This window comes from Streptomyces sp. LaBMicrA B280 (genome assembly GCF_049222185.1).
Lineage (GTDB): Bacteria > Actinomycetota > Actinomycetes > Streptomycetales > Streptomycetaceae > Streptomyces > Streptomyces murinus.
The window spans coordinates 75401-98100 of sequence record NZ_JBMJCT010000014.1; the positions used below are offsets into that span (position 1 = coordinate 75401).

The 22700-nt window shown below is 70.3% G+C and carries 20 protein-coding genes and 1 pseudogene; 4 read left to right on the forward strand and 17 right to left on the reverse strand.

What is annotated here, in order from left to right:
* Nucleotides 1-47 precede the first annotated feature (47 nt).
* The 7 genes from ACLF5H_RS14805 to ACLF5H_RS14835 form a co-directional block, all read right to left on the reverse strand.
* The gene (locus tag ACLF5H_RS14805; protein ID WP_421676538.1) at nucleotides 48-443 is read right to left on the reverse strand and encodes a GNAT family N-acetyltransferase; all 396 of its coding nucleotides are present in this window, start codon (nucleotides 441-443) and stop codon (nucleotides 48-50) included.
* Nucleotides 444-483: 40 nt separating this feature from the next.
* Nucleotides 484-1419, reverse strand: a complete 936-nt coding sequence (locus tag ACLF5H_RS14810; protein ID WP_421676539.1) for a phosphotransferase — start codon at nucleotides 1417-1419, stop codon at nucleotides 484-486.
* 192 nt (nucleotides 1420-1611) lie between these two features.
* Complete coding sequence (locus ACLF5H_RS14815; RefSeq protein WP_421676540.1) at nucleotides 1612-2265, reverse strand: HAD family hydrolase; 654 nt, start codon at nucleotides 2263-2265, stop codon at nucleotides 1612-1614.
* A complete protein-coding gene (locus tag ACLF5H_RS14820; protein WP_421676541.1) occupies nucleotides 2262-2789 on the reverse strand; it encodes an orotate phosphoribosyltransferase in 528 nt (175 codons plus the stop codon). The genes ACLF5H_RS14815 and ACLF5H_RS14820 overlap by 4 nt, the downstream gene beginning before the upstream one ends.
* Nucleotides 2786-3334: an LOG family protein gene (locus tag ACLF5H_RS14825; RefSeq protein ID WP_421676542.1), complete on the reverse strand. Its 549-nt coding sequence runs from the start codon at nucleotides 3332-3334 to the stop codon at nucleotides 2786-2788. The genes ACLF5H_RS14820 and ACLF5H_RS14825 overlap by 4 nt, the downstream gene beginning before the upstream one ends.
* Nucleotides 3331-4251, reverse strand: a complete 921-nt coding sequence (locus ACLF5H_RS14830; RefSeq protein WP_421676543.1) for a nucleotidyltransferase domain-containing protein — start codon at nucleotides 4249-4251, stop codon at nucleotides 3331-3333. Before ACLF5H_RS14830 ends, ACLF5H_RS14825 begins: the two co-directional genes overlap by 4 nt.
* A gap of 34 nt (nucleotides 4252-4285) precedes the next feature.
* Nucleotides 4286-5158 carry an aspartyl/asparaginyl beta-hydroxylase domain-containing protein gene (locus ACLF5H_RS14835; protein WP_421676544.1) on the reverse strand — a complete coding sequence of 291 codons (873 nt, stop codon included), beginning with the start codon at nucleotides 5156-5158 and terminating at the stop codon, nucleotides 4286-4288.
* A 208-nt stretch (nucleotides 5159-5366) separates the two neighbouring features.
* Here ACLF5H_RS14835 and ACLF5H_RS14840 point away from each other — a divergent pair, with 208 nt between their 5' ends.
* Entirely contained in the window at nucleotides 5367-6740 is a 1374-nt protein-coding gene (locus ACLF5H_RS14840) for a transcriptional regulator (protein ID WP_421676545.1), read from the forward strand.
* Nucleotides 6741-7078: 338 nt separating this feature from the next.
* Here ACLF5H_RS14840 and alaS read toward each other — a convergent pair whose 3' ends face one another.
* Genes alaS through tsaD form a run of 3 tightly spaced genes read right to left on the reverse strand, consistent with a single transcriptional unit; the run spans nucleotide 7079 to nucleotide 11362 of the window.
* Nucleotides 7079-9721, reverse strand: coding sequence for an alanine--tRNA ligase (gene alaS / locus ACLF5H_RS14845; RefSeq protein WP_421676546.1), 2643 nt, complete (start codon nucleotides 9719-9721; stop codon nucleotides 7079-7081).
* Between the two features lie 19 nt (nucleotides 9722-9740).
* Nucleotides 9741-10310: a GNAT family N-acetyltransferase gene (locus tag ACLF5H_RS14850; protein ID WP_421676547.1), complete on the reverse strand. Its 570-nt coding sequence runs from the start codon at nucleotides 10308-10310 to the stop codon at nucleotides 9741-9743.
* Nucleotides 10307-11362, reverse strand: coding sequence for a tRNA (adenosine(37)-N6)-threonylcarbamoyltransferase complex transferase subunit TsaD (gene tsaD / locus ACLF5H_RS14855; protein WP_421676611.1), 1056 nt, complete (start codon nucleotides 11360-11362; stop codon nucleotides 10307-10309). The genes ACLF5H_RS14850 and tsaD overlap by 4 nt, the downstream gene beginning before the upstream one ends.
* A gap of 428 nt (nucleotides 11363-11790) precedes the next feature.
* Between tsaD and ACLF5H_RS14860 the strand changes: the two genes are divergently transcribed.
* Entirely contained in the window at nucleotides 11791-11946 is a 156-nt protein-coding gene (locus ACLF5H_RS14860) for a hypothetical protein (protein WP_421676548.1), read from the forward strand.
* 53 nt (nucleotides 11947-11999) lie between these two features.
* On the opposite strand, the gene ACLF5H_RS14865 is transcribed toward ACLF5H_RS14860, so the two are convergent.
* The 6 genes from ACLF5H_RS14865 to ACLF5H_RS14890 form a co-directional block, all read right to left on the reverse strand.
* The gene (locus ACLF5H_RS14865) at nucleotides 12000-12641 is read right to left on the reverse strand and encodes a hypothetical protein (protein ID WP_421676549.1); all 642 of its coding nucleotides are present in this window, start codon (nucleotides 12639-12641) and stop codon (nucleotides 12000-12002) included.
* 2 nt (nucleotides 12642-12643) lie between these two features.
* Nucleotides 12644-12883: an RNA polymerase sigma factor gene (locus ACLF5H_RS14870; RefSeq protein ID WP_421676550.1), complete on the reverse strand. Its 240-nt coding sequence runs from the start codon at nucleotides 12881-12883 to the stop codon at nucleotides 12644-12646.
* A 42-nt stretch (nucleotides 12884-12925) separates the two neighbouring features.
* Entirely contained in the window at nucleotides 12926-13276 is a 351-nt protein-coding gene (locus tag ACLF5H_RS14875; RefSeq protein WP_421676551.1) for a hypothetical protein, read from the reverse strand.
* Between the two features lie 3 nt (nucleotides 13277-13279).
* Nucleotides 13280-13480, reverse strand: a complete 201-nt coding sequence (locus tag ACLF5H_RS14880; RefSeq protein WP_421676552.1) for a hypothetical protein — start codon at nucleotides 13478-13480, stop codon at nucleotides 13280-13282.
* 419 nt (nucleotides 13481-13899) lie between these two features.
* Nucleotides 13900-14130: a hypothetical protein gene (locus ACLF5H_RS14885; protein WP_421676553.1), complete on the reverse strand. Its 231-nt coding sequence runs from the start codon at nucleotides 14128-14130 to the stop codon at nucleotides 13900-13902.
* A gap of 10 nt (nucleotides 14131-14140) precedes the next feature.
* The gene (locus ACLF5H_RS14890) at nucleotides 14141-14338 is read right to left on the reverse strand and encodes a DUF6233 domain-containing protein (RefSeq protein ID WP_421676554.1); all 198 of its coding nucleotides are present in this window, start codon (nucleotides 14336-14338) and stop codon (nucleotides 14141-14143) included.
* A gap of 568 nt (nucleotides 14339-14906) precedes the next feature.
* On the opposite strand from ACLF5H_RS14890, the gene ACLF5H_RS14895 reads away from it, so the two are divergent.
* Both ACLF5H_RS14895 and ACLF5H_RS14900 read left to right on the forward strand, forming a co-directional pair.
* Entirely contained in the window at nucleotides 14907-21320 is a 6414-nt protein-coding gene (locus ACLF5H_RS14895) for a DNRLRE domain-containing protein (protein WP_421676612.1), read from the forward strand.
* A complete protein-coding gene (locus tag ACLF5H_RS14900) occupies nucleotides 21317-21670 on the forward strand; it encodes a hypothetical protein (protein WP_421676555.1) in 354 nt (117 codons plus the stop codon). Before ACLF5H_RS14895 ends, ACLF5H_RS14900 begins: the two co-directional genes overlap by 4 nt.
* 293 nt (nucleotides 21671-21963) lie before the next feature.
* On the opposite strand, the pseudogene ACLF5H_RS14905 reads toward ACLF5H_RS14900, so the two are convergent.
* Nucleotides 21964-22469: pseudogene (locus ACLF5H_RS14905) on the reverse strand (hypothetical protein).
* Nucleotides 22470-22700: the final 231 nt, after the last annotated feature.

The following is a 22700-nucleotide window of genomic DNA, read 5'->3' on the forward strand; positions in this document are numbered from 1 at the left end:
GCCCGGGGTCCTTCGCTGTCCGGGGCCAGCGGCACCGGTCCCAGGCCCTACACGCACTGGGGTGCGATGTCCGAGGGCTCTGAGCTGCGGCATCGCACTGGAGTGCGTGTAGGGCCTGGGACCCTCAAGGCGCTCCCCCGGCTGTACCAGTGGGGAGTCGGGAGTAGGTCGTGGTTCCCGGCAGGGAGAGCTGAACCATCTGACTTGGCTTGGTGACGGACTTTGAAGGTGCGGCCATTGTGAAGTCCGTCCTCTGCCGCGAGGATGCCCCAGCTCCACTGCGCGCGAGGGGATTCGGCGGCTCGGGCCAGGGCCGCGCGGATCATCTCGTGGGCTTGGTCGAGGGTGAGGGGCTTGCCAGTGGTGTGCCGGATGGAGGCTCCGCTGTAGATGCGGGCGAGGTCGGGTGCGTCGTCGGGGGCCAGGGCGCGCAGAGTCACCATGCGGCGGGGTCAGCTCCTTCGCGGTCGGACGGTCGGCGGTTCAGTGCATGCGAAGCGCGAGAAGCGCCATGCCAGCGGTGGCGGCGCGGTGTTGGTAGGCGCGGAGGTCGGGGGCGCCGGGGGGCGCGGGCTTACGGGCGTTGCGGTGCCAGTGCCCGGTGAGCGCAGCCAGGAACGCCGTAGTGGTGTCCGGGCTGATGGCGGTGGCGGGGTGGTCGCAGAGCAGGCGGGCGATGTCTGCGGGCGCGTGTCCGGCGAGGACGAGTTGGGGTGCGAGGGAGGCGGCGTCGATGCAGGCCGGACCGGTGGTGGCGTGGGCCCAGTCGACGAAGGTCACCCCGCGGTCGTGGTCGCGGACCATGTTGTCGGCGCGGAGGTCGCCGTGGACGATGCGGTCGCCGTGAGCGAGAGCGGGCCAGGCGGCCTCGAGCTCGGCGAGTTCGAGCAGCCGGTGGCGTACGTCGGGGTTCAGGTCGCCCGGCGGGTTCGCGAGCAGGACGTTCCAGCCGTGGAGGCCGGCCGCGCCGGAGGGCGTGCCGACGACCGCCGTTGTGTAGGCAGTCGGGGCGGGGTTGGAGGTGAGCTTGTCGAGCAGGGCCCAGGTCTGCCCGGCGTCGGACGAGGCCGGGGAGAGGTCGGGGTGCGGTCCGTCCAGGTGGGCGATGACGACGGCGGTCCAGTCGGCGGCGCGGTGGAGCCCCAGGAGCTCGGGGGCCGGGGCGCCGGGAGGCAGTACGTCCAGGATGTTGGCTTCGTGGACGTTGGCGTCGGTCAGCGGGTCGTCGTCGGGAGCGGCCTTGACGAAGACCCGTCGGCCGCTGGCGAGGGTCAGGGCTGCGGCGAGCTGGTGGCCGAAGCCGCCCGCCGGGGTGGCGGCGTCCACGACGGTGGAGCCGAGGGCGGTTTCGAGGCGGGTCCGCAGCGGGGTGGGGACGTCTGTCCATTTCAGACGGCCGACGGGGGGAAGCGAAGACATGGAGGCGACTCACAGGTGGGTGGCGGTCAGGGCGCGGGGGTGAGCGCCGGCCCGGACCGTGTGAGGTGGTGCCTCAGTGGTCCCGGCCGGCGCTTGGCGCCTGTCGCCGCATCACGCGCATGCCTTGAGTCCCTCAACCGTCGGGAAGGGCACCCGTCTTGGGTGCCCTTCCACTGTAGCGGGGCGGGTGGGTCAGGTCGTGGGGATTGGGGTCAGGTGATGCAGGAGGGACGGTCCGATGCGGGTGGGGTCAGGCAGGAGGTGGTGGGCTCCGGCCGTGTGGAGGGCGGCGGGCGGGTGCCAGCCCCAGGTTGCGCCGAACGCGAGGACACCGGCGGCGCGCGCGGCGCTCATGTCGCCGGGGCTGTCCCCGACGAATACCGCCTGCTCGGGCCGGACGCCGACCCGGACCAGGGCGGCGTGCAGACCGTCGGGGGCCGGTTTCGCGGGTGCGTCCTGTCGGGTGATCACGACGTCCAGCAGGTCCGTGAGAGCAGGTGGCAGGTACCAGGGCAGGCGGTCGCGGTCCTGGAGGGTGACGACCCCGAGCGCGACGTTGACGGCGCGCAGGGCCAGCAGCCCGGTGAGCACACCGGCGAACGCGGTGGGCAGTGCGGCGGCGAGTGCGCCGTCCCACCACCGGCTGCAGGCGTCGTCCGGGTCGGCGACCCCCAGAAGGGACAGGACCTCAGTGCGGGGGCGGCGCAGGGCGCCGGGCGGGAGATCCGCCGGGGTGGTGCGGTGGCCGGTCGCACACGTCGCGACCGCCGCCAGGGCGGCGCGCACGGCCGGGCCGCTGTCGAGGAGGACGCCGTCGAGGTCGAAGAGCGCTGCTTGCCGGGTCACCGGGCACTTCCCGGATCGGTGAGCAGCGCGGCCAGGGTCATCCGGTGCTCGGTGAGCAGGGTGGTGGCCCCGGCGTCGCGGTTGAGGACGCAGAGCGCGGTGGTGACGCGGGCGCCCGCGATCTGTAGCAGCCGGGCGCCGCGCAGGAGACTGGCCCCGCTGCGGGCGGTGTCGTCAATCAGGACGGTGCGGCGGCCCTCCAGGCCGGCGCCCTCGATCTGCCGCCATGTCCCGTGCTCCTTCGGCGCGGCCCGTACGTAGGCCGCGGGCAGCCCGGTGTGCAGGGACACTGCGGTCACGAGCGGGATCGCCGCGAGCGCCGGCCCGGCCACCACCTCGGTGTCCGAGGGCAGCAGGGCGGCGAGCGCGGCCGCGGTCTCCCGGAGCAGCAGCGGGTCGGCGGCCAGCTGGTAGGGGTCGAAGTAGGAGTCGAGGGTGCGCCCGTCGGGGAGCTGGTAGGGGCCGGGCCGGAACGCGGCACCGATCCGGTCCGTGAGGACGGCGGACGTCGTCGGGGCCGTCATCGCGAGCTCCCGGAAGTGAGGGCACTCAGGTCCTTCTCCAGCGCGGCGGCGTCGGGAAGGTCGGCGAGGAACCCCAACGGCCGGGTCGGCCCTTCCACCAGCCACTGCTCCGCACGGAGGAAGGTGCCGAGGCGGCAGGCGGCCGGGCCCAGCAGCCGCACGGGGACGGGGCGGATCGTCGTCGCGTAGTACAGGGCCGCGGTCACCTCGTGCAGCGTGCCGACCCCGCCGCCCATCACCACGACCAGGTCCACGTCGTCGAGGTACGCGTGCAGGCGCATCCCCATCGTCGGCGCGTACACGGCGTCGGTGACGTGCGGGTTGAACGGTCCCCAGTCCTGGTCGGCCAGGGTGACCGCGGTGACCGGTACCCCGTGGCGGGCGGCGCCCTGAGCAGCGGCTTCCATCAGGCCGTTGTAGCCGCCGTGCCGCAGCCCGTACCTGGCCGCGCCCAGGGCGTCCCCGGCGGCCAGGGCGAGGTGCTGTTCGCCGGGGCGGGCGACGACGCCGGCGAACAGCGCCGCGGTGCGCGCGGGATGGGTCATGACTGTCCCTCCTGGTTCTGATAGGCGCGATAGGCGGTGATCTCGTCCGACAGGGCGGCGACCGCGTGCGGGGCAACCCGCCCGGTCAGGCGCACGATCCGCTCCAGCGCTTGGTCCGCCTGCGCGACGGTGGGTACGGGAGGGCCGCTCAGGGCGTCGGTCAGCTCTGCCAGGCAGTCGCGACCGATCGTCGTGCGACCCACTTCGTCGGGCAGGTGGTACCAGCCGTGGTGACGGGAGTGCGGGACCAGGGCGGTGCGGATCATGTCCCGGCACGTGGCGTGCAGCTGGTGCAGGAGCCCGTAGGCGATGTACTCCTGGCCGCGTAGGACGCGTTTGCGGAGCATCGCGTGCAGGACCATCGCCTGCACCAGCAGCGTCGAGCAGTCCGCCGGCGCTGCCGCCGTACGGGCGAGCTCCGTGGCCGTCTCCGCCCGGGTCGCCGCGTTCCCGTCCGGGTGGGGGCCGGTGTCGGTGCGGGTCTCCTGCCAGAGGAGGCGCGGGCCTATCCGGCGGCGCAGCGCGTCCACGGCGCTGTCCGGGCAGAGGTAGAGGTCGAGCTGGAGCAGGTGCCCGTCGTGCGGGAGCAGATAGACGAAGCCCGCGCCGCCCAGGTCGCCGACGATGGTGTCGCGCCAGCCGGGCAGCAGTGCGCCGAACTCGGTGGACATCACCGCGTCCAAACTGGCCATCAGTGTCAGCAGGCGGTCGTCCCGTACGGCGACGACCAGGTCGACGTCGGACAGCCGGTCCGCCGTGCCGGTCGCCAGGGAGCCCCGCACGAGCAGCTGCGTCACCGCCGGAACATCGGAGAGCATCTGCACCAGATCGGCCAGCACCGTCAGCTGCGGGGGCCGGTGGGCGTAAGCCAGTTCCTCCAGCGGCGACAGCGGCGCCGGGGGTGTTGCCGTAGTCATTCGGCGTTCCTTCCTGCGGGAGAACAGGTGCGGGTCAGCGGGCGAGCAGGTGCTGCTTGGCCTCCTTCCATCGGGTGGCGTCCGTGTCGGCCCCGCGGTTCGTGTGGAGTTCGGTGATCAGGTCGTAGGCCCCGCCCTCGGGGAGCGCGTAGGCGTAGTACGCCCGCAGCAGGACCTGCTCAGCGGAGGCGAGGAACCCGAGCGAGGCCAGTTCCGCGGCCTGCTTCATCAGCCGGCTGCGGTCGGCGGCCGTCAGCACCGGCAGCCGGACGGCGTCGCCCGTGCGCAGGTGCGGGTGGGCGGCGAGCTCCCGGTAGGCGTCGTCGGTGTAGACGTCGGCGATCAGGTGCAGCCGGGCCGGGCCGGTGGCATTGCGGACCCCGTGGGCGCGGGACGGCGTGAGCCGCCACAGGGAGCCGGCTCCCATGTGCACCCGGGCCCCTGCCGTAACGAGGGCCGCCGACGGGTTGGTGACGAGCGGGATGTGCAGACGGTGCCGGCCGCGCTCGTTCAGCTCCGCGTAGTCGCGGTGCTCCCACAGGTAGGAGTGCGGCTCCAGGCGGGCGAGACGTACGTACATGAAGTCCAGTCCCAGCCCCGCCAGGAACCCCTTGGTAACGGGCATGCGGTCCAGGAGGGTTGTCGGGCCAGGCCGGCCATCACCGATCAGGACGTCGTGCGGGTCCCCGTCGACGGAGTGGTTCATCAGCGAGGCGGTCCACCAGCCTCCGGACTGGTACTCCCCGTAGGCGACCTTCCCCCGCGTCGGCGCCCCGAGCGCTTCCGCCCGCATCCGCTCCACCAGTGTCTCGTCCAGGTCGGCCAGCCGGGCCACCTGCTCCAGCAGCTCCGGCCCCGGACTGTCCGTCTCGGTGGCTGCCGTCGTGGCGAACGTCATCGTCCCCATGCGTCTCTCCCGACACCTCGGTCCTGCGGCGGCCCGGCCGGGCCGCTGGGACTCACCACACCGCGCCCGCCGCCCAGGGCACAGAGCGGCGGCGTTGCGGCCGGTTGCCGCCGGTTGCGGTGAGTTGCGGTCCGGTCCCGGTGCCCTTCCCACGCCTCTGCGTTGCCGGAAGACTGGTGGCCCGTGTGCTCGCGAAAGGGATGCCGCCGTGACCGTGGACACCACCGCCGAACAGCACCCACTCGCCTACCTGCTCTCACAGCGCGGGATGAGTAACGAGGCGTACCTGTTCCGGGTGGCCGCGCAGCACCGGCGTATGGGGTACGGGCAGATGGGGCACCGTAAGGAGAAGGCGTCGCGGTGGGTCAGCGGCGAGAACGCGCCCACCCTGCGCACCCAGTTCGCCATGGCCGCGCTGGAGAAGATCCCGCCCGAAGCCGTACTCGCGCACGGGTGGCCGGGCTGGCTCTTGCTCGCCGTGCCCGACGACCACGCCGTTCTCACCGCCCCGTGGACCACCACGGCGACCGTGCACGCACTGGAGATCGCAGGAGGTCCGGTGGACCGCAGGAAGTTCCTGATCACCACATCCGTCACCCTCACTGGCACCGTCGCCCAGTGGTCCGGTGCCGCCCCCGCGGGCGCCGCCTCCACCGGCGGCCGCCGTATCGACGACAGCACCCCCGACCGGTTCGAACGCCGCCTGGAAGAACTGCGACACCTTGACGACGAGCTGGGCTCCGGCGAGGTATACGCCGCCGCTCGCGCCGAACTACGGCTCATCCTCAGCGCGCTCAAGGACGCCTCCTACAGCGAGCGCGTCGGGCGCCGGCTATTCGGCGCGGCAGCCGAGGCTTCCCGGTCGGCCGGCTGGACGGCGTACGACAGCGGCCGGATCGCCGCAGCCGAACGTCACTACGTCACCGCCATGCGGGCCGCCGCGAGCGCCGACGACCCGGTCGTGGGCGCGAACGCACTTGCGTTCTGGGCCATCCAGCAGTACTCCACCGGCAACCCGCGCGGCGCGGTCGACCTCATCGACGCCGCCCTGGCCCAGGCCCCGCGCATCGGCTCCGCCCGCATGACCGCCATGCTCCACGCCCGAGCCTGCCGGGCCCACGCGCACGCCGGCGACGCCCGCGCCGCCGACCGCTCCGCCAACGCCGCCCTGGACACCTACACGAACGCCGGCCCGATGGAAGCGGACCCGGCCTGCGTCTACTGGTTCAACCTCGGCGAAACCCATCAGCTCCTTGGCAGCTCCGCCCTCAACCTCGGCAACCCCCGCCAAGCCCTCAAGCACTTCCAGGACGCCTCCACCGCCCACCACAGTGACGGCGAGGCGTACAACGGGGACGCCTTCCCGCGCGGGCACGCCATCTACCTCGCACGCCTCGCCGAAGCCCACCTCGCCCTCGGCGACATCGACGCAGCCATCGACACCGCGCACACCGCCGTCGCCCGCATGGGCGGCGTCACCTCCGCACGCGGCACCAACACCCTGAACGACCTCCGGCAGAAACTCAGCCGCCGCCGCGGCGTACCCGTCGTCGCCGACTTCCTCAACTACACCGCCGACTAACGGCGTGAGCAACATCTCGGGCCGTGGGGCTACGTGGTGGCCGGGACGGGTTCGCTGAGGCGGTCCGGACGGCTCCCCGGCCTCGGGCGAGTTGGCGCAGCTCGGAGCGCACCGTCGGTACCGAGGGGGCACTCGGCTCTCTCCGCTCAAGCATCGCAACCTCAACGTGTTCGGCCGTTACAGCTTCACCGCCTCGACCCCAGCCGCTGGCGCCCTGCGCCCCCTGCGCGACCCGGACGCACGAGAACTGGACGAGGACGACGGCACTTCGGATTGACCGGTTTGTGGGAGCACCCTCGTTCTCGTTCCTGCGGGGTGGCGATTGTGATCGGGGATGGTCAGTGTCCGGCGATGAGGCGGGGCAGGTCTTCCAGAGCGCTCGTCAGGCGGTCGGGGGACAGACCGCCGCCCTGGGCGAGGTGCGGGGAGCCGCCACCGCGGCCGTTCATGAGACGCTTGACCAGGTCCGAGGCGCTCAGTCCGGTGTCGTGCGCGGCTTGATTCACGGCGATGACGACGGTGCCAGTGGGCAAGGCGACGGCGACCGTCCCAGGGGCGGCCGGCAGGCGGTCGAGGACGGCGGTGGCCAGGGCACGGGCGTCGTCCGTGCTGCCCTGCGTGGTGGTGGTGACGACCTGGACGCCGTTAGCGTCCACGGCCGCGCTGGCGAGTTCGCCCGCGCGGGCATGGGTGGTCTGCTGCTTGAGTCGGGTGTTTTCCCGGTCGGCGGCTTTGAGCCGGTCCAGCAGACTTGCGATCTTCTCCGGCAGTTCCGTGCGTGGTGCGCCGAGCTGTTCGGCGATCCGGGTCACGAGGTCGCGTTCACGGGCGAGGTAGGCGAATCCTTCGATGCCGACCGCGGCCTCCAGCCGGCGCATTCCGGCGCCGACGGAGCCTTCCGAGGTGACGGCGACGGTGCCGATCTGGGAGGCGTGCTCGACGTGGGTGCCGCCGCACAGCTCGCGCGACCAGGCCCCGCCGATTTCCACGACGCGGACCTTTTCCCCGTAGGTCTCGTCGAACAGGGCGAGCGCTCCGAGTTCCTTGGCCTCGGGCAGGGTCATCCACCGCACTGCGACGGACAGGTCGCGGCGCAGGGCGCGGTTGGCGACGTCCTCGACCTCGCTGCGGACCGTGGCTCCCAGGGCGCGGCGCCAAGGGAAGTCCAGGCGGAGGTAGCCGGGCCGGTTGTAGGAGCCAGCCTGCAAGGCGGTCGGGCCGAGGACCTCGCGCAGGGCCGCGTGCAGGACGTGGGTACCGGAGTGAGCCTGGCGTGCACCGAGCCGCCATTCCGCGTCCACCGCGGCGACCACCGCGTCGCCGAGGGCGAGTTCTCCGGCGGTGATACGGACCTGGTGGACGACCAGACCGGGCAGTGGCCGCTGTACATCGAGCACTTCGGCTTCTCCCGAGGCGGCGGTCAGGCGCCCGGCGTCACTGTCCTGGCCGCCGGACTCGGCGTAGAACGGTGTGCGGTCCAGGACGACGCTGAAGATTTCGCCCTCCCGTGCGACCTGCACTCGGCCGGAAGTACCGAGGACAGCAAGGATGCGGGATTCGGTGGTCAGGGTTTCCCAGGCCCGCCAGTTGGTCGTGCCGTGCTCGTCCAGGACGGCCCGCAGGGTGCTGGTATCGAGGGCTCCGCCGGACTTGCGGGTGCGCGCGTCGGCCCTGGCTCGTTCGCGCTGTTCGTTCATCAGCGCGGTGAAGCCGTCCCGGTCGACCTCAACGCCCTGTTCGGCGGCCATCTCCAGGGTGAGGTCGATGGGGAAGCCGTAGGTGTCGTGCAGGAGGAACGCCTGGGCGCCAGGCAGGGTCCGGCCACCGCTGGCTTTGACTGTGGTGACGGCGGTGTCCAGGACGGTGGTGCCCTGCTTGAGGGTGGCCCGGAAGGCGTCCTCCTCGCCGTACGCCTGGTCCGAGATCCGGGCGAAGACCTCGGTGACCTCCGGGTAGCTGGGCGCCATGCAGTCGCGGGCCACGGGCAGCAGCTCGGGCAGGGCCGGGTCGCCGTAGCCGAGCTGGCGCATGGAGCGCACTGCGCGGCGCAGGATGCGGCGCAGGACGTAGCCGCGGCCCTCGTTGCCGGGTGCCGTCCCGTCGCCAAGGAGCATCAGGGCCGTGCGGACGTGGTCGGCCACGACCCGCAGGCGCACGTCGGCCTGGGCATCGGCCCCGTACCGGATGCCGGCGAGGTCGGCGGCGTGGTCGAGGACGGGGCGCATCTCGTCGATCTCGTAGAGGTTGTCCACGCCCTGGAGGAGGGTGGCCATGCGTTCCAGGCCCATGCCGGTGTCGATGTTGCGGCGCGGTAGCTCCCTGAGGATGGGGTAGCCGGACTTGCCGGGGCCCTCGCCGCGCTCGTACTGCATGAAGACCAGGTTCCAGAACTCCATGTACCGGTCCTCGTCGATGGCTGGCCCGCCTTCCCGGCCGAGCGCTGGGCCGCGGTCGTAGTACAACTCCGAGCACGGGCCGCAGGGGCCGGGCACGCCCATGGACCAGAAGTTGTCCTCGTCGCCGCGGGCCACGATCCGCTCGTCGGGCAGGCCGGCGACCTGCCGCCAGATGCCGCGGGCGTCGGTGTCGGAGTGGTGCACGGTCACCCAGATCTTGTCCGGGTCCAGCCCGTAGCCGCCCTCGGCCCGAGAGCGGGTGGACAGGTCCCAGGCGTAGGTGATGGCCTCCTCCTTGAAGTAGTCCCCGAAGGAGAAGTTGCCGTTCATCTGGAAGAACGAGCCGTGCCGGGTGGTCTTGCCGACCTCCTCGATGTCTAGGGTCCGCACGCACTTCTGCACACTGGTCGCCCGCTGCCACGGCGGTGCGGCTTCACCGGTGAAGTACGGCTTGAAGGGCACCATGCCCGCGTTGACGAACAGCAGCGTCGGGTCGGGTGTGGGGAGTGGCGCGCTGGGGACCACGGTGTGGCCGCGGGCGGCGAAGTGGTCGAGGAAGCGGCTGCGGATGTCTGCGGTGAGCACGAGCGTTCCTTCGGTTCGGTCACAGGGGGCGGGCGGCGGCCTTGGCCGGGTGCCCGGGTCCGAGGAAGACCGCGCTACCGGTCCCCTCGGGAGCGGGGTGGGTGGCCTGGGTCCAGCCCAGACGTATGTAGAAGGCAACGGCGGCACAGGCGTGGGCGGAAGTCAGCAGCCAGCACCGGCCGTCGGGCGCATCCTCGGTGACCGCGTCCAGAAGGGCGGCACCCGCACCCCGACCGCGGGCAGCGGTGGCGTCGGCGAGTTCGTCGACCTCCCGCCCTCCCAGCCATCGCGCCGTACGCTCCGGCCCGAGGGCGAGTGCCGCTTGCGGGTAGCAACGGCCGGAAGGAAAGGGGTCGGGTGTCATCCAGGCGGTGGCCAGCCCGACCAAGGCGCCGTCCCGGACCGCGTCGGCAGCCGTGAACCCGGGCCGTGCGACGTCGTCGGCCAGCCGCCGCAGGAACCGGCCCGAGGCCGAGGAGTCCTCCCTCCAAGGTGGCCCGGTGAGCGCCTGCGCGTAGACGCGACGTACCTCGCCCTCCCGGGCCAAGAGCTCGGCGCCCGGCAGTCGGTGCACAACGACGCCGCTCATGCGACCCGCGCGGGTCCCGCGGCCGGATGCAAAGCCGCGTACTCCAGCGGTGCCGACGGGTCGATCGACACATCCAGCTGCGCCGGATCGGCACCGGCCCGCACCAGGAGGTCGCCGACGGCGGCGATCATCGCCCCGTTGTCGGTGCACAACGTCAGCGGCGGCACCCGCAGCTCCACCCCGGCGGCCTCGCACCGCTCCTCGGCCAGGGCCCTCACACGTGAGTTCGCCGCAACACCGCCGACTACGACAAGGGTGCGCACCTCGTATCGGCGACAAGCTGCCAGCGCCTTGCGGGTCAGGACATCGGCGACGGCCTCCTGGAGGGAGGCAGCGCCGTCGGCCAGGGGCAGTTCCTCGCCGCGCCGGTGGTGCTGCTCGGCCCAGCGAGCTGCCGCCGTCTTCAGCCCGGAGAAGGAGAATCCGTACGGGTTCTCCTTGGAACCCAGCAGCGGGCGGGGGAAAGCCACCGCGCAGGGGTCGCCCCCACGGGCGGCGCGGTCGATGGCCGGCCCGCCCGGATAGGGCAGGCCGAAGACACGGGCGACCTTGTCGAAGCACTCGCCGGCAGCGTCGTCGATGGTGTCGCCCAGGTGCAGGATCGGATCACGGACAAGATCCCGCACTAGCAGCAGTGAGGTGTGGCCGCCGGAGACGATCAGCACCATGCACGGGTCGGGCAGCGGCCCGTGCTCCAGCGTGTCGGCCGCAACATGACCAGCCAGGTGGTGTACCCCGTACAGCGGGACTCCTGCGGCATAGGCCAGCGCCTGCGCTCCCGATAGTCCGACCTGGAGCGCGCCGGAGAGACCGGGCCCGGTGGTCACCGCCACGGCGTCGATGTCCCCCAAGCCGATCCCCGCCTGCCCCAGGGCCTCCTTCACCACGGGGCTGAACGCCTGGAGATGGGCACGGGAAGCGATCTCGGGGACCACACCCCCGAAACGGGCGTGCTCGTCCATGCTCGACGCCACCACGTGCGCCAGCAGCCGACCGTCGGAGACGATCCCGGCCCCGGTCTCGTCGCACGACGACTCGATGCCCAGCACCACCGGAGCAACCACAGCGATCCTCTCTCGCACATCAAACGTTCTTGCAAACTATGTGCAATAAGTATCCCGCAGCCGCAGAAGCCGGTCGCGCCGCCCTTCTCGCAAATGTTCGTTTCTCAGCCCCGGGCAGGACTCTGGAGGCCGGTGCCCACGCCGAGGTCCGCCGATTCCGTGCCGACCGTACCTACACCCAGCGCCGTGCCCGCCCGTGCTTCTCCTCCGCGCTACGACCGGACGAAGTGGGCGGCAAGAAGATCGGCGTACAGCGGGGCAACACCTTCCACCTTTTCGAAGGAGGTCCTGGCGCGTCAGGGCGCGGCTGTCGTCTCCTACGGGACCCACAACGAGATCTACCTGGATCTCCAGGCCGGCAGGCTCGATCTCTTCTCGACGACGTCGCTGCGGCTCGCCCCGCGCAGATGGTGCCGGTGGGCCCGCAGCTCACCGACGCGAGGCACTTCGGCCAGGGCCAGGCCGTCGCCGTCCAGAAAGGCGATGCGCGGCTGGGCAAGTTCAACGATGCGCTGGTCGCGCTTCGCGCGGACGGCACTCTGGAGGCCCTGGCCAAGAAGCACTTCGCCTGACCTGGGTCGGGGCCCGACCGTTGATGCGGGCCCCGTTCCGGCGGACCGGCGTGTCAGCAGCTGGCGGAGAACTCCTCCAGCTGGTCGGCCAGTGCCTGGTCCGGGTGATGGAACTCGCCGTTGGCGTCCTCGACTTTGAGGCGCTCCACTGCTTCGCGCAGAGCTTGCGGATGGCGGACCCGTGGCTGGACGGGCCAGGTGGGGCGGCGGGCGAAGGCGATGTCGAGGTCGAGGACGATGTCGTAATCCAGGTCGAGGGCCTGGCACATCCAGTGGTCGGCGTCCCGGAGTTCACCGCGGCGCAGGTGGAACAGGTGCAGGCAGTAGGCGGCCGTGGCGTGGCCGGCTCCGGCGGCGTACTGCCACCACCACAGCGCCCCTTCCGGCTTCTTCGCGAGGTTGAGCAGGCAGCCGAAGTGCAGGGCGCCGTCGATGTCGACCAGGTCGTCCGCGATCCTGGCCAGGTGCTCGGCGGCCTCGTCGCTGCGCAGGAGGCGCACGGACAGGGCCTTCAAGGTCGCCTCGGCGGCATCGAGGCGGGTGGGATGGTGACCTTGGGGCGCGGGCTGGGCGCCGAACATGAGGGCGGCGGTGACGTCACGGACGATCTCCTGTCTCAGGTCGTCGAGTTCGTCGTCGGTGACCGTGTCGGGGATGGCCGCCTGGTCGAGGATCCTGTCGATGTGGCGCGGCACGTCTACTCCTTCTCCTCGTCGTCGCCCAGTTTGATGCCGAGTTCGGTGGCGATCCGCCGGCGGGCCACACGCCAGTGCGTGCGTACGGTGCCCACGTGGATGCCCATGATCTCGGCGACCTTTTTCGGCGGGTAGCCCAGGACAAATTGCATGATCACCACGTCGAACTGACGCTCGGGCAGCACGGCGATGGCGGTGTAGAGGCCGATCGGGGACTCCAGGTCCGCCATCTGGGAGCGCATGGCTGACAGGGTGGCACGCACCGCCTCGTAGATGGCGGTGGTTCAGTCGTTTGTTGACGCAGTCCTGGAGCGGCCGTCGGCGGTCGGCGCGATCGTCATGCGGGCGTGCGTCTCCACGCGGAGTTTGAGCGCCCGCCACGCGTACGCCTCGGGGCCGCCCTCCTCCAGGAGGACCGCCTTCCAGTTCAGGGCCAGGTGGGTGTAGAGGCTGCGCACGACGGCCTTGGCGGCTTTCTCGCTGCCCAGCATGGTGGCGGCGTAGCGCAGCTGCGGCCGAGCGTACTGGCGGTAGAAGGCGTCCAGGGTCGTGGGCATCTCGTAGTGGATGCCGTGCAAGGCGTTGAGGTCCTCGAACGAGGTGGGCAGGGTATGGGCGTCGCTGTCCTCGCTCATGAGTCAGGCCCCCGTGTCCCGGGCGGCAACCGTGGTGGTGGGCGCGCTCACGGCAGTGCGGCCCTGCTGGAGGTGGCGCGGTTCAGCGACGCCGACCGGGGCGCCAGCGGGCGGCAGGCGGCGCGCCCCCGTGCGGAGGCCGGGGAGGAAGACGCGGACCGGGGTGATCACCGCCGTCGGCGCGAACAGTTCGTTGTGGGACACGGGCCTTCTGGTCCTTCCTACCGAGCAGCGTCAACCCGCCCGTGGGCAGGGCGGATTGCGCTGGAGGACACCGCGGTGGGTCCTCGGGCGGCAGCATTTCGGATCAGAGGGCCCAAACGCGCAGCGCTCACCCGATCTTTTTCTGACCCAAGGTGATCGCGCGTGTGCGCACAGAAATTAACCCGCCAGTAGATTACCGTTCGTACACGTACCGTGACCAGCGCGAACGCCCTTCGGACGGAAGCGCAAGGGGCTACGGAAAACGCCATGAACTGCCGAGCCGACGATCACTCTTGTGGTCGACGTCACATCCCCAAATCGTTTCGCCATCCGGACAGCAGGCCCCACCACGAGCAGGTCGCGCCACCAAGGGCTCGACGGTACGAGGGAAGACGTAGACCGTGAGGCGACCAGCGAGGTCAGCGAGCAGCGCCGTCGGCGGAGGACGCCTCGGCCGCCCGGCAGGCCCGGCAGATGACCTCGACCCCGGGCCCGTAGCGGCGGCTCAGGCCCTGGCAGCGAGGGCAGTAGCCGACCTGCGCCGGTGAGCAACCCAGCAGCTGCGCTGTGGCGGCCGGGTCGATGCGCCGCGGCGTGCCGTCCACGTCTTCGACTGTAGGCCCGCTGTCCCGCTGCGCCAGGTCAGCCACGGTGCGCTCCTCACTCAAGGTCGACTCCCAGCCTGTTCTCCGGTCGGCAGATCAGGCACGGCTCGGCCCCGATCACCGGATCCGTGAGCACCATGCGGGCCTGCTTCGCGCTGATCGCGGACGGCGTCCGGCGCCCCTGCCGGATCGTGCAGCCACCGACGTGGACGATGACTGGCAGCGGATCCGTCGGCCCGAACTTCGACTCCATCAGGTATTCGGCCGACGGCGGCTGCCGCTGGGGTCCGGTCCGCCCTGCCGGGTGCTCCCGGCTGGGGGACGACGAGGACGCACGCGCGAGGGCGTTGCGGCATCCCGGATGCCATGCCGCTTTGAGGTCTCTCGTGACGTCAGGGAAGCGGCGGTGAGGCGACCCGACACAACTCTTGTCAAATTCTTACCGATTGCTCCGCTTTTTCTTCCATGCCTTGGAAAAATCTTGAACCGGCCGAGGGGAACCCCCTTACGGCATCGCGGCATCCGCCACATGCGGATCTAGGGTTACAGAAGCCCCATCAGGACGCTCATAGCCGAGTACTCTATCGACTTACCTTTTATTATTCTTTACTAAATCAAGTCCCTTACTTGACTAATCTCTTCGCATCCCATGGGTTTATTGCGAACCTTCAGTGAAGATCAGTTCGTTTCTGATGCTCCGCGTTGCGGAGTGTCAAGGGAGGGAGCTGATCGTGCGTCACAGACCTGTGGCCCAAGACAGAACGAGAAGGGGCTGGTCGCGCCACGCGCGACGGCTAAGACAGATCGCTATCGGTGTGGTGATGCTGTTCGCGGCCGAGGCCGCCCTGGTGTCGCAGAACACCGGCATCGCGTTCGCCACGCCGCCATCCGGTAGGTCGGCGGAGTCCGCTCAGTCGGACGCCACCAAGGCGTCAGGTCCTGCGCGGGCGCAGGAAGAGGCGTCTGCGGTGCTGATGGCACGTCTGCAGGACCGGAAGATAGAGGTGTTGTCCGCTCGGGCGACGGATTCGACGACGTATGCGCTGCCCAGCGGTGAGTTGGAGACGGAGGCGTACGCGGGTCCGGTGCGAGTGAAGCAGGACGGCGTGTGGAAGGACATCGACACGTCGCTGTCCGACACTGGCTCCGACCTCACGCCAGCCGCAGCGGCTGCTGACGTCGCTGTCTCCGACGGTGGTGACACGGATCTGGCGTCGGTGACCAAGGGCAAGGAGTCCTTCGGCCTGGGCTGGGAGGACAAGCTGCCGACCCCGACGGTCAAGGACAGCACCGCCTTCTACGACTTGGGCAGTGGCCAGACCCTGTCCGTCACGGCGCTAGCGCAGGGTTTCTCGGAGAACGTCAAGCTGACCGAGCGGCCTGACAGCGGCGTGGTGTCGTACCGGATTCCGCTGAACCTGGACGGGCTGAAGCTGTCCCAGGCCGACTCCGGGCACCTGCTGCTGAAGAACAGCGGCGGTGACCTGATGGCCGAGGCGCCGGCCCCGATGATGTGGGACGCGAGCAAGGACCCGGCCTCCGGCGAGTCCGCGCACCAGGAGCAGGTGGCGACGAAGGTCGAGACTGCGGCCGACGGCTCGCAGACCCTGGTGCTGACCCCGGACAAGGACTTCCTGGCCACCGCGACCTACCCGGTGACCGTGGATCCCACCTCCACCCTCGCGGTGACCACGGACACGTGGGTGCAGAATCCGGACTACCCAGACTCTCAAGTGTCCTCGCAGGAGCTGAAGTCGGGCACGTACGACGGTGGTACGGACACGGCGCGCTCATATCTGAAGTTCGACGTGTCGAAGGTCACGGGCAAGCACATCACGTCGGCGACGATGTCGCTGTACTCGTACTACTCCTCCAGCTGCTCCAGCACCGCGGTGACCCAGGCCAAGCGGGTCACCTCCACGCTGAACACCACGACCCTCACCTGGGGCGCGCAGCCGTCGACCACGACGACCAACATGGCCACCAACGGCGGCCACTGGGGCTACTCCTCGTCGTGCCCGGCGAACTGGTCGAACTGGACAGTGACTGGGATGGTCCAGGACTGGGCCAACGGCGCCACGAACAACGGCATCCAGGTGCGCAGCTCGGACGAGACGGACTCCACGAACTGGCGGCGCTTTCGTTCGGCTAACTACACCACCTCGGGGTACGCGCCGAAGCTGGTCGTGACCTACAACTCGTACGCCACCACCTCCGGCGCGGCGATCTCGCCGAGTGCCCTGAACGCTTACAACGGCAAGCGGTACGCGACCTCTCTGACGCCCGCGCTGTCCGCGAAGGTCACCGACGCCGACGGGTCTTCCGTCAAGGGCCAGTTCGAGATCACGGCCGACCCGGCCTACGCGGACACCACATACTCCTACACGGCGACGAGCGGAAACGTTTCTTCGGGTGGGAGTGCCTCGATCACCGTGCCCGCCGCGTCCGCGCTGCCGGCCGGCAAGCACCTGCGCTTCCGTGTCCGCGGCTATGACGGCACCGACTACGGTCCCTGGTCCGGCTACACCACGTTCGTGATGAACACCGGGCTGCCTGCCGCTCCCGTGATCAAGTGCGCCGCCTACCCGGCCGGCGCCTGGACCGCCAAGGCGTCCGGCGGGGTGCCGTGCACGCTCGACACCACCTCCACCGACGGCGCCGGATTCCAGTGGAGTCTCGACTCCACGGTGCTCGGCCAGCGCGCGCTGGACACCACCGACGGCACCGGGGGCGACGAACAGACCGTCACCATCGCCCCGGGCAACGGCCCGCACACCCTGCGCGCCCGCACCGTCGACTCCGGCGGCAACCTGTCGTCGGCCACCACCGTGTACTCCTTCGGCGTGGGCAGCGGCTCCCTCGGGGTGACCGCCCCGCGCGATGGCGCCTGGACCACCTCCGACGTCGACCTCAAGGCCAGTGGCGACGCCGGTTTCACCGGCGCGACCTGGGAGTACCGCCGCGGCGCGGCCGACACCTGGCACACCGTCCCGGTGGGCGACGTCTCGGCGGGCTCTGCCACCGTCTCCGCCTGGCCCGTCACGGTCACCGGCGGCACGGCCACCGCGCTGACCTGGCACATGGACGACACCTTCGACGACGACGGCACCGTCCAGCTGCGCGCCACCTTCACGGACGGCGGGTCCAAGGCTTCCAGCACACCCGTCTCCGTCACCCTGGACCGGGCCGCCGGCTCGGCACCGCAGCAGAACGTCGGCCCCGGCAGCGTCAACCTGCTCACCGGCGACTTCGCCATGACGGCCGACGACGCCTCCGTCTTCGACGCGACCGTCTCCCGCACCTTCTCCTCGCGCGCCGTCGACACCGAGACCGCCGGACAGGCCCCCGTCTTCGGCCCCGGCTGGGTGTCGTCCGTGACGGCCACCACCGGCATCGGTTACACCAGCCTGCGCAAGACCTCGGGCACCTCGGTGTCCCTGATGAACGCCGACGGCAGCTCGGTTGCCTTCACTCGCTCCGGCACCACCACCTGGACCGCCGAGCCCGGCGCCGAGCAGATGACACTGACCGGTGCCCTGGACCAGGACACCTTCACGCTGAAGGACACGGTCACCGGTGTGGTGTCCACCTTCGGCCGACTCACCGACGCCACGACCTGGACCCTGCGCACCAGCCAGCAGTCCACCGAGGACTCCACCACCACCGTGGCCGTGGAACCGGTGACCTCCGGTGCCCGCACGCTCAGTCGGCCCAAGTACCTGATCTCGCCCAACAAGGCAGTCGACAAGGACAACACCGCGTGCGCCGCCAAGCCGAGCACGGCGGGCTGCCGCGTCCTGGAGTTCGTCTACGCTGACTCCACCACGGCTGCGGCTGGCAGCCTTGGTGACATCAAGGACCAGGTCAAGCAGCTGAAGGTATGGCTCACCGACCCCGGCGCGAGCGCGGCCACCTCGACCGTCGTGGCCCAGTACGCCTACGACAGCTCCGGGCTGCTGCGCGAGGCCTGGGATCCGCGGGTCTCCACTGCCCAGAAGGAGACGTACACCTACGACGCCGCCGGCCGCGTGGCGACGTACACGTCCGGTGCTGAACTGCCCTGGACGCTCAGCTACAGCACCGGCGGTGACGGCAACGGCCCGGCCGGACGGCTGCTGAAGGCCTCCCGGCCCACCCTGACGCCCGGCACCTCCGGCACCACCAACGGCACCGCCACGACCTCGGTCGTCTACGACGTCCCGGTCTCCGGCAGCGCCGCGCCCTACCCGATGGACGCCGCCTCGGTGGCCGCCTGGGGCCAGAGCGACGTGCCTACCCGGGCCACCGCGGTCTTCCCGGCCGATCAGGCGCCCGCCGCGAACAACGGCACGGCCCTGACCGCGGCCGACTACCGCCGGGCCACGATCACCTATCTCGACGACGACATGAACACCGTGAACGTCGCCGAGCCCGGCGGGCACATCTCGACCAGCGAGTACGACACTGACGGCAACCAGGTCCGGGACCTGACCGCCGCCAACCGCGAACTCGCGCTCGGGAAGACGACCAGCTCTGACGCGCTCCTCGCGGCCGAGCTGGACAAGGTCCGCGCGGACGCCGCGACCACCGCGCAGGGCACCGCCGAGGCGGCCCTGCTGCTGTCCGACACCAGCGTCTACGGTCCCGGCACCAACGGCACCTCCCTGGAGCGGGAAAGCAGCGGCCCGCTGCACACCGTCACCCTGCGTACCAAGGTCACCGCACCCGCCGGCGGCACTGACCTGCCGGCCGGCACCCCGGCCCTGCCCGGCACCAACGGCACCTCCCTGGAGCGGGAAAGCAGCGGCCCGCTGCACACCGTCACCCTGCGTACCAAGGTCACCGCACCCGCCGGCGGCACTGACCTGCCGGCCGGCACCCCGGCCCTGGCCCGCGCCCACACCGTGCGCGCCTACGACGAAGGCCGTCCCGACACCTCCCCGGTCGCCGACCAGGTCACCACCGAGACCACCGGCGCCCTGATCGAGGGGTACCCGGCCGACGCCGATGCCGACACCGTGCGCACGGTGTACGACTGGACGACCGGCCTCGCCGTCAAGGAGATCCGCGATCCCTCGGGCAAGGCGATCACCACAACCGCCGCCTACGACGCGGCCGGCCGCCAGGTGAGCACCACCCTGCCGGGCGCCTCCACGACCGGAGCGGGCACGACCACGGCCGTCTACTGGGCCACCACCGGCGACTGCGCCGGGCACCCCGAGTGGGCAGGACTGGTCTGCACGATCACCCCAGCCGGCACCGTCACCGGCAGCGGTGACAACCCCACCCAGCTGGTGAGCAAGTCCTTCACCTACGGCCGCTGGGGCCAGGCCGACACCGTCAAGGAGACCGCGAACGGCGTCACCCGCACCACCACCTCCAGCTACGACCAGGCCGGTCGTGCGCTCGGGACGACCGTGACCGGCGGCACCGGCACCGCCCTGCCCGCCACCACCGTCAGCTACGACGACTCGGGCCTGGAGACCAAGGTCACCGCCGGCGGAAAGACGATCACCTCGACCCTCGACCGCCTCGGCCGTGAGATCGCGTACGACGACGGCACAGGCAACACCACCCGCACCAGCTACGACTTGCTCAACCGAGCCCTGACCATCACCGACTCCGCCACCTCCACCTCCACGTATACCTACGACACCACCGCCGAGCCGCGCGGGCTGCCGACCTCGGTCGCCGACTCGGTCGCGGGCACCTTCACCGGCACCTACGACGGCGACGGTCAGCTCGTGAAGGAGACCCTGCCCGGCGGCACCAAGCTCACCGTCGACTACGACGCCGATGGCCGGGAGACCGGTCGCGAGTACACCGCCTCGGACGACACGACTGTGCTGTCCGACCACGGCGACTACACCGTCTCCGGCCTGCTCGCCTCGCACGCGCAGACCGACGGCGGCACCCTCGTCAGCGACTACGGCTACGACAGCGTCGGCCATCTGACGTCCGCGCAGGACGATACCGGTTCGACGTGCACGACCCGGGTGTACACGTTCGGTGACGACCGTAGCAACCGCACCGGCCTGACCACGTCCACGGTCGCCGAGGCCTGCGGGGGCACCAGCACACCCACGACCGACAGCACGTCCTACACGTATGACAGCGCCGACCGTCTGGTCACCGCGACCCGCGGCACGACCACGGCGAAGACGGTGTACGACGCCTTCGGCCGCCGTACCACCGGCACCGACGACACAACGGCCGCCTACTACACCGGCGACACGGTCCGGCAGGTCACCAAGGGATCCACACGGACGACCTGGGGCCTGGACGCGGCCGACCGGCAGGCGACCGTCACGGCGGAGACCCAGGGCACGGACGGAACCTGGAGCACCACGTCGATCACGACCCGGCACTACCGCTCCGGTGCGGACACCCAGGCATGGAGCAGCACGACGGCCGGCACGACCACCACGGTCAGCCGCAACGTCGTCGACCTCACCGGCGCACTGAGTGCCCTCACGAACGCGAGCGGTAGCGTCGTGCTGCAACTGTCCAACCTGCACGGCGACATCAGCGTGCAACTGCCGCTCGCCTCGGGCGGTACGCCGGTGGTCCAGCACTTCGACGAGTACGGAGCCCCCGACACCACCACCGCCACCGGCGGCTACGGCTGGCTCGGCACCGCGGCACGCGCTGCGGACGCCCCGGGCGGACTGCTGATGCTGGGCGCCCGCGGCTACGACCCGGCCACCGGAACCTTCCTGCAGACGGACCCGGTGCCCGGCGGCGGCGACAACGCCTACGGCTACTGCTCCGGCGACCCCGTCAACTGCACGGACACCGCGGGTACCTTCGACTACTGGTTGAAGTACAACGTCGGAAACCCGCACATGTCGGCGCACCGGTACTTCCAGAAGTTCCGGGACAACTTCAACTGGGTCTTCCCGATCGGCGGCCACCCCAGCAAGCTCAGCCACGTCGGCCAGAAGATGGACCTCTGGGTGAAAATTCTCGGCGTCAAGATCCAGTTCCCCGTCAAGGTGAAGAGCATCACCTCCAACGGCTGGCGCTTCAACACCCGCTGGGGCCACCCCGACTACCCCGGCTTCATCTCCTTCTACTTCACCCATCTGAAGAGCGGTCAGATGCGGATCACCATCCACGGAAACGTGCCGCCCGGGGCGGACGCCTGGTTCATCGGCAAGAGCAACTACGTGAAGAAGGCGAAGAGCACCTGGTCCAAGCTCGTCAGTAACCTCAAGGACCTGACCCACTACATCAACACCATGGGTGACGCATGACGCGCCCGGAAAAGAACAACATGACACTCCCCTCCCGCAAGACGGGCGCGCTCCTCGCCCTGGTGTACCTGGTGGTGGTGTTCGGCCTGGACTACCTGAGCGTGGAACGCGGTCAGGACGCCGCGAGCGTGGCTCTCTCAGTCATCACCTTCCCGTCAGGCTTCGTGACGACGATCCTCTTCCTCCTCGGAGCGGTGGTCTTCGGCTACGACGACTACAGCCCCGGCCCCGACACGTACGCCCCGTCCGTCCACGCCATCGCGGGCATCGTCCAGGTCGTGCTGATCTGGCTCGTCCTGCGGCTGCTGCACAAGCGGCAGGAGAACACCCTGAAGGGACCGCGTCCCTAGAACCACCTCGCGTACCAACCGGTAGGCCCGGGTCACCCGACCCGGGCCTACCGCCTTTCGGCCCCCACTGCTTATTACCGATATTCCCTCAAATCCGGCAGGGGCGTTTCGAGCATCTCATCATCCGCTTGGACACCTGCTAGCGGCATTGCCGCCCGGACCCGCCGAGCGTTACAGATCCGGGCCACCGACCCCGCCCGCCGCCACCCAAGTGGGACCTGTGTCCGAGCCCGGATCGGCGGACGCCGATGGCCTCGGAGTCGGTCACGTCATCCGCTGGTCGATGATTGCCCTCATGAACCGCCGCCCGGGCGCACAGCCTCATCAATGCGCTGTTCTGCCGGCAGGGTGAACCTTCCGGGCTTTGACTCCACCAGCCAGCCTCGTTCCACCAGCCGCTTCAGCCGTGCTCTCGCACCCTCGACGCGTGAGGCCGAAGCGCGGTCCCAGCCGAGCACCACGGCCGCCCGCCTGGCACCCAACCCGTCACCCCCGGCCTCAGCCGCAGCAGCCATCACCGCCCGGTAGTCCACCGACAGGTCTTCGACCCCGGCCGCATTCTCCCGATGCGACATCGCACGGCGCGGGCCACCGGCTTCCTCGGTGGCGCTCCAACGACCGTCTCGGCCGGCTGTTCCTCCTCGGCGAGCGCTTCCAGATACTGCTCGAGGCCGATCGTCCGAAGCCTGAGAACCTCCTCGGCATCCACCAAGTCCGCCCGCAAACGCCCCAGTTCGGCTTCGAGTTCCTCCACTCGCACGGCAGCAGCCCTCCGCCGCGTCCCCAGGACCGCCCGCATCGACGGCATCCGCCACCCCCACGCCGACTCGATCAGCAACGAGTCGAGACTCCCGCCACAGCCGCAATCTCATGCCTGACCAGCGGAGTCCGCATACGGCATTCGGAAAGCGAACGACCTCTGAGCTTGTCCTTTATCTTCCGGACCCGAACGATGTCTCGAACTGAGTCGCTCACCTGGGGATTCGCCGGACGAGAGAGCGGCCTTCGTTTGATCCTGTGCTCCGTCACG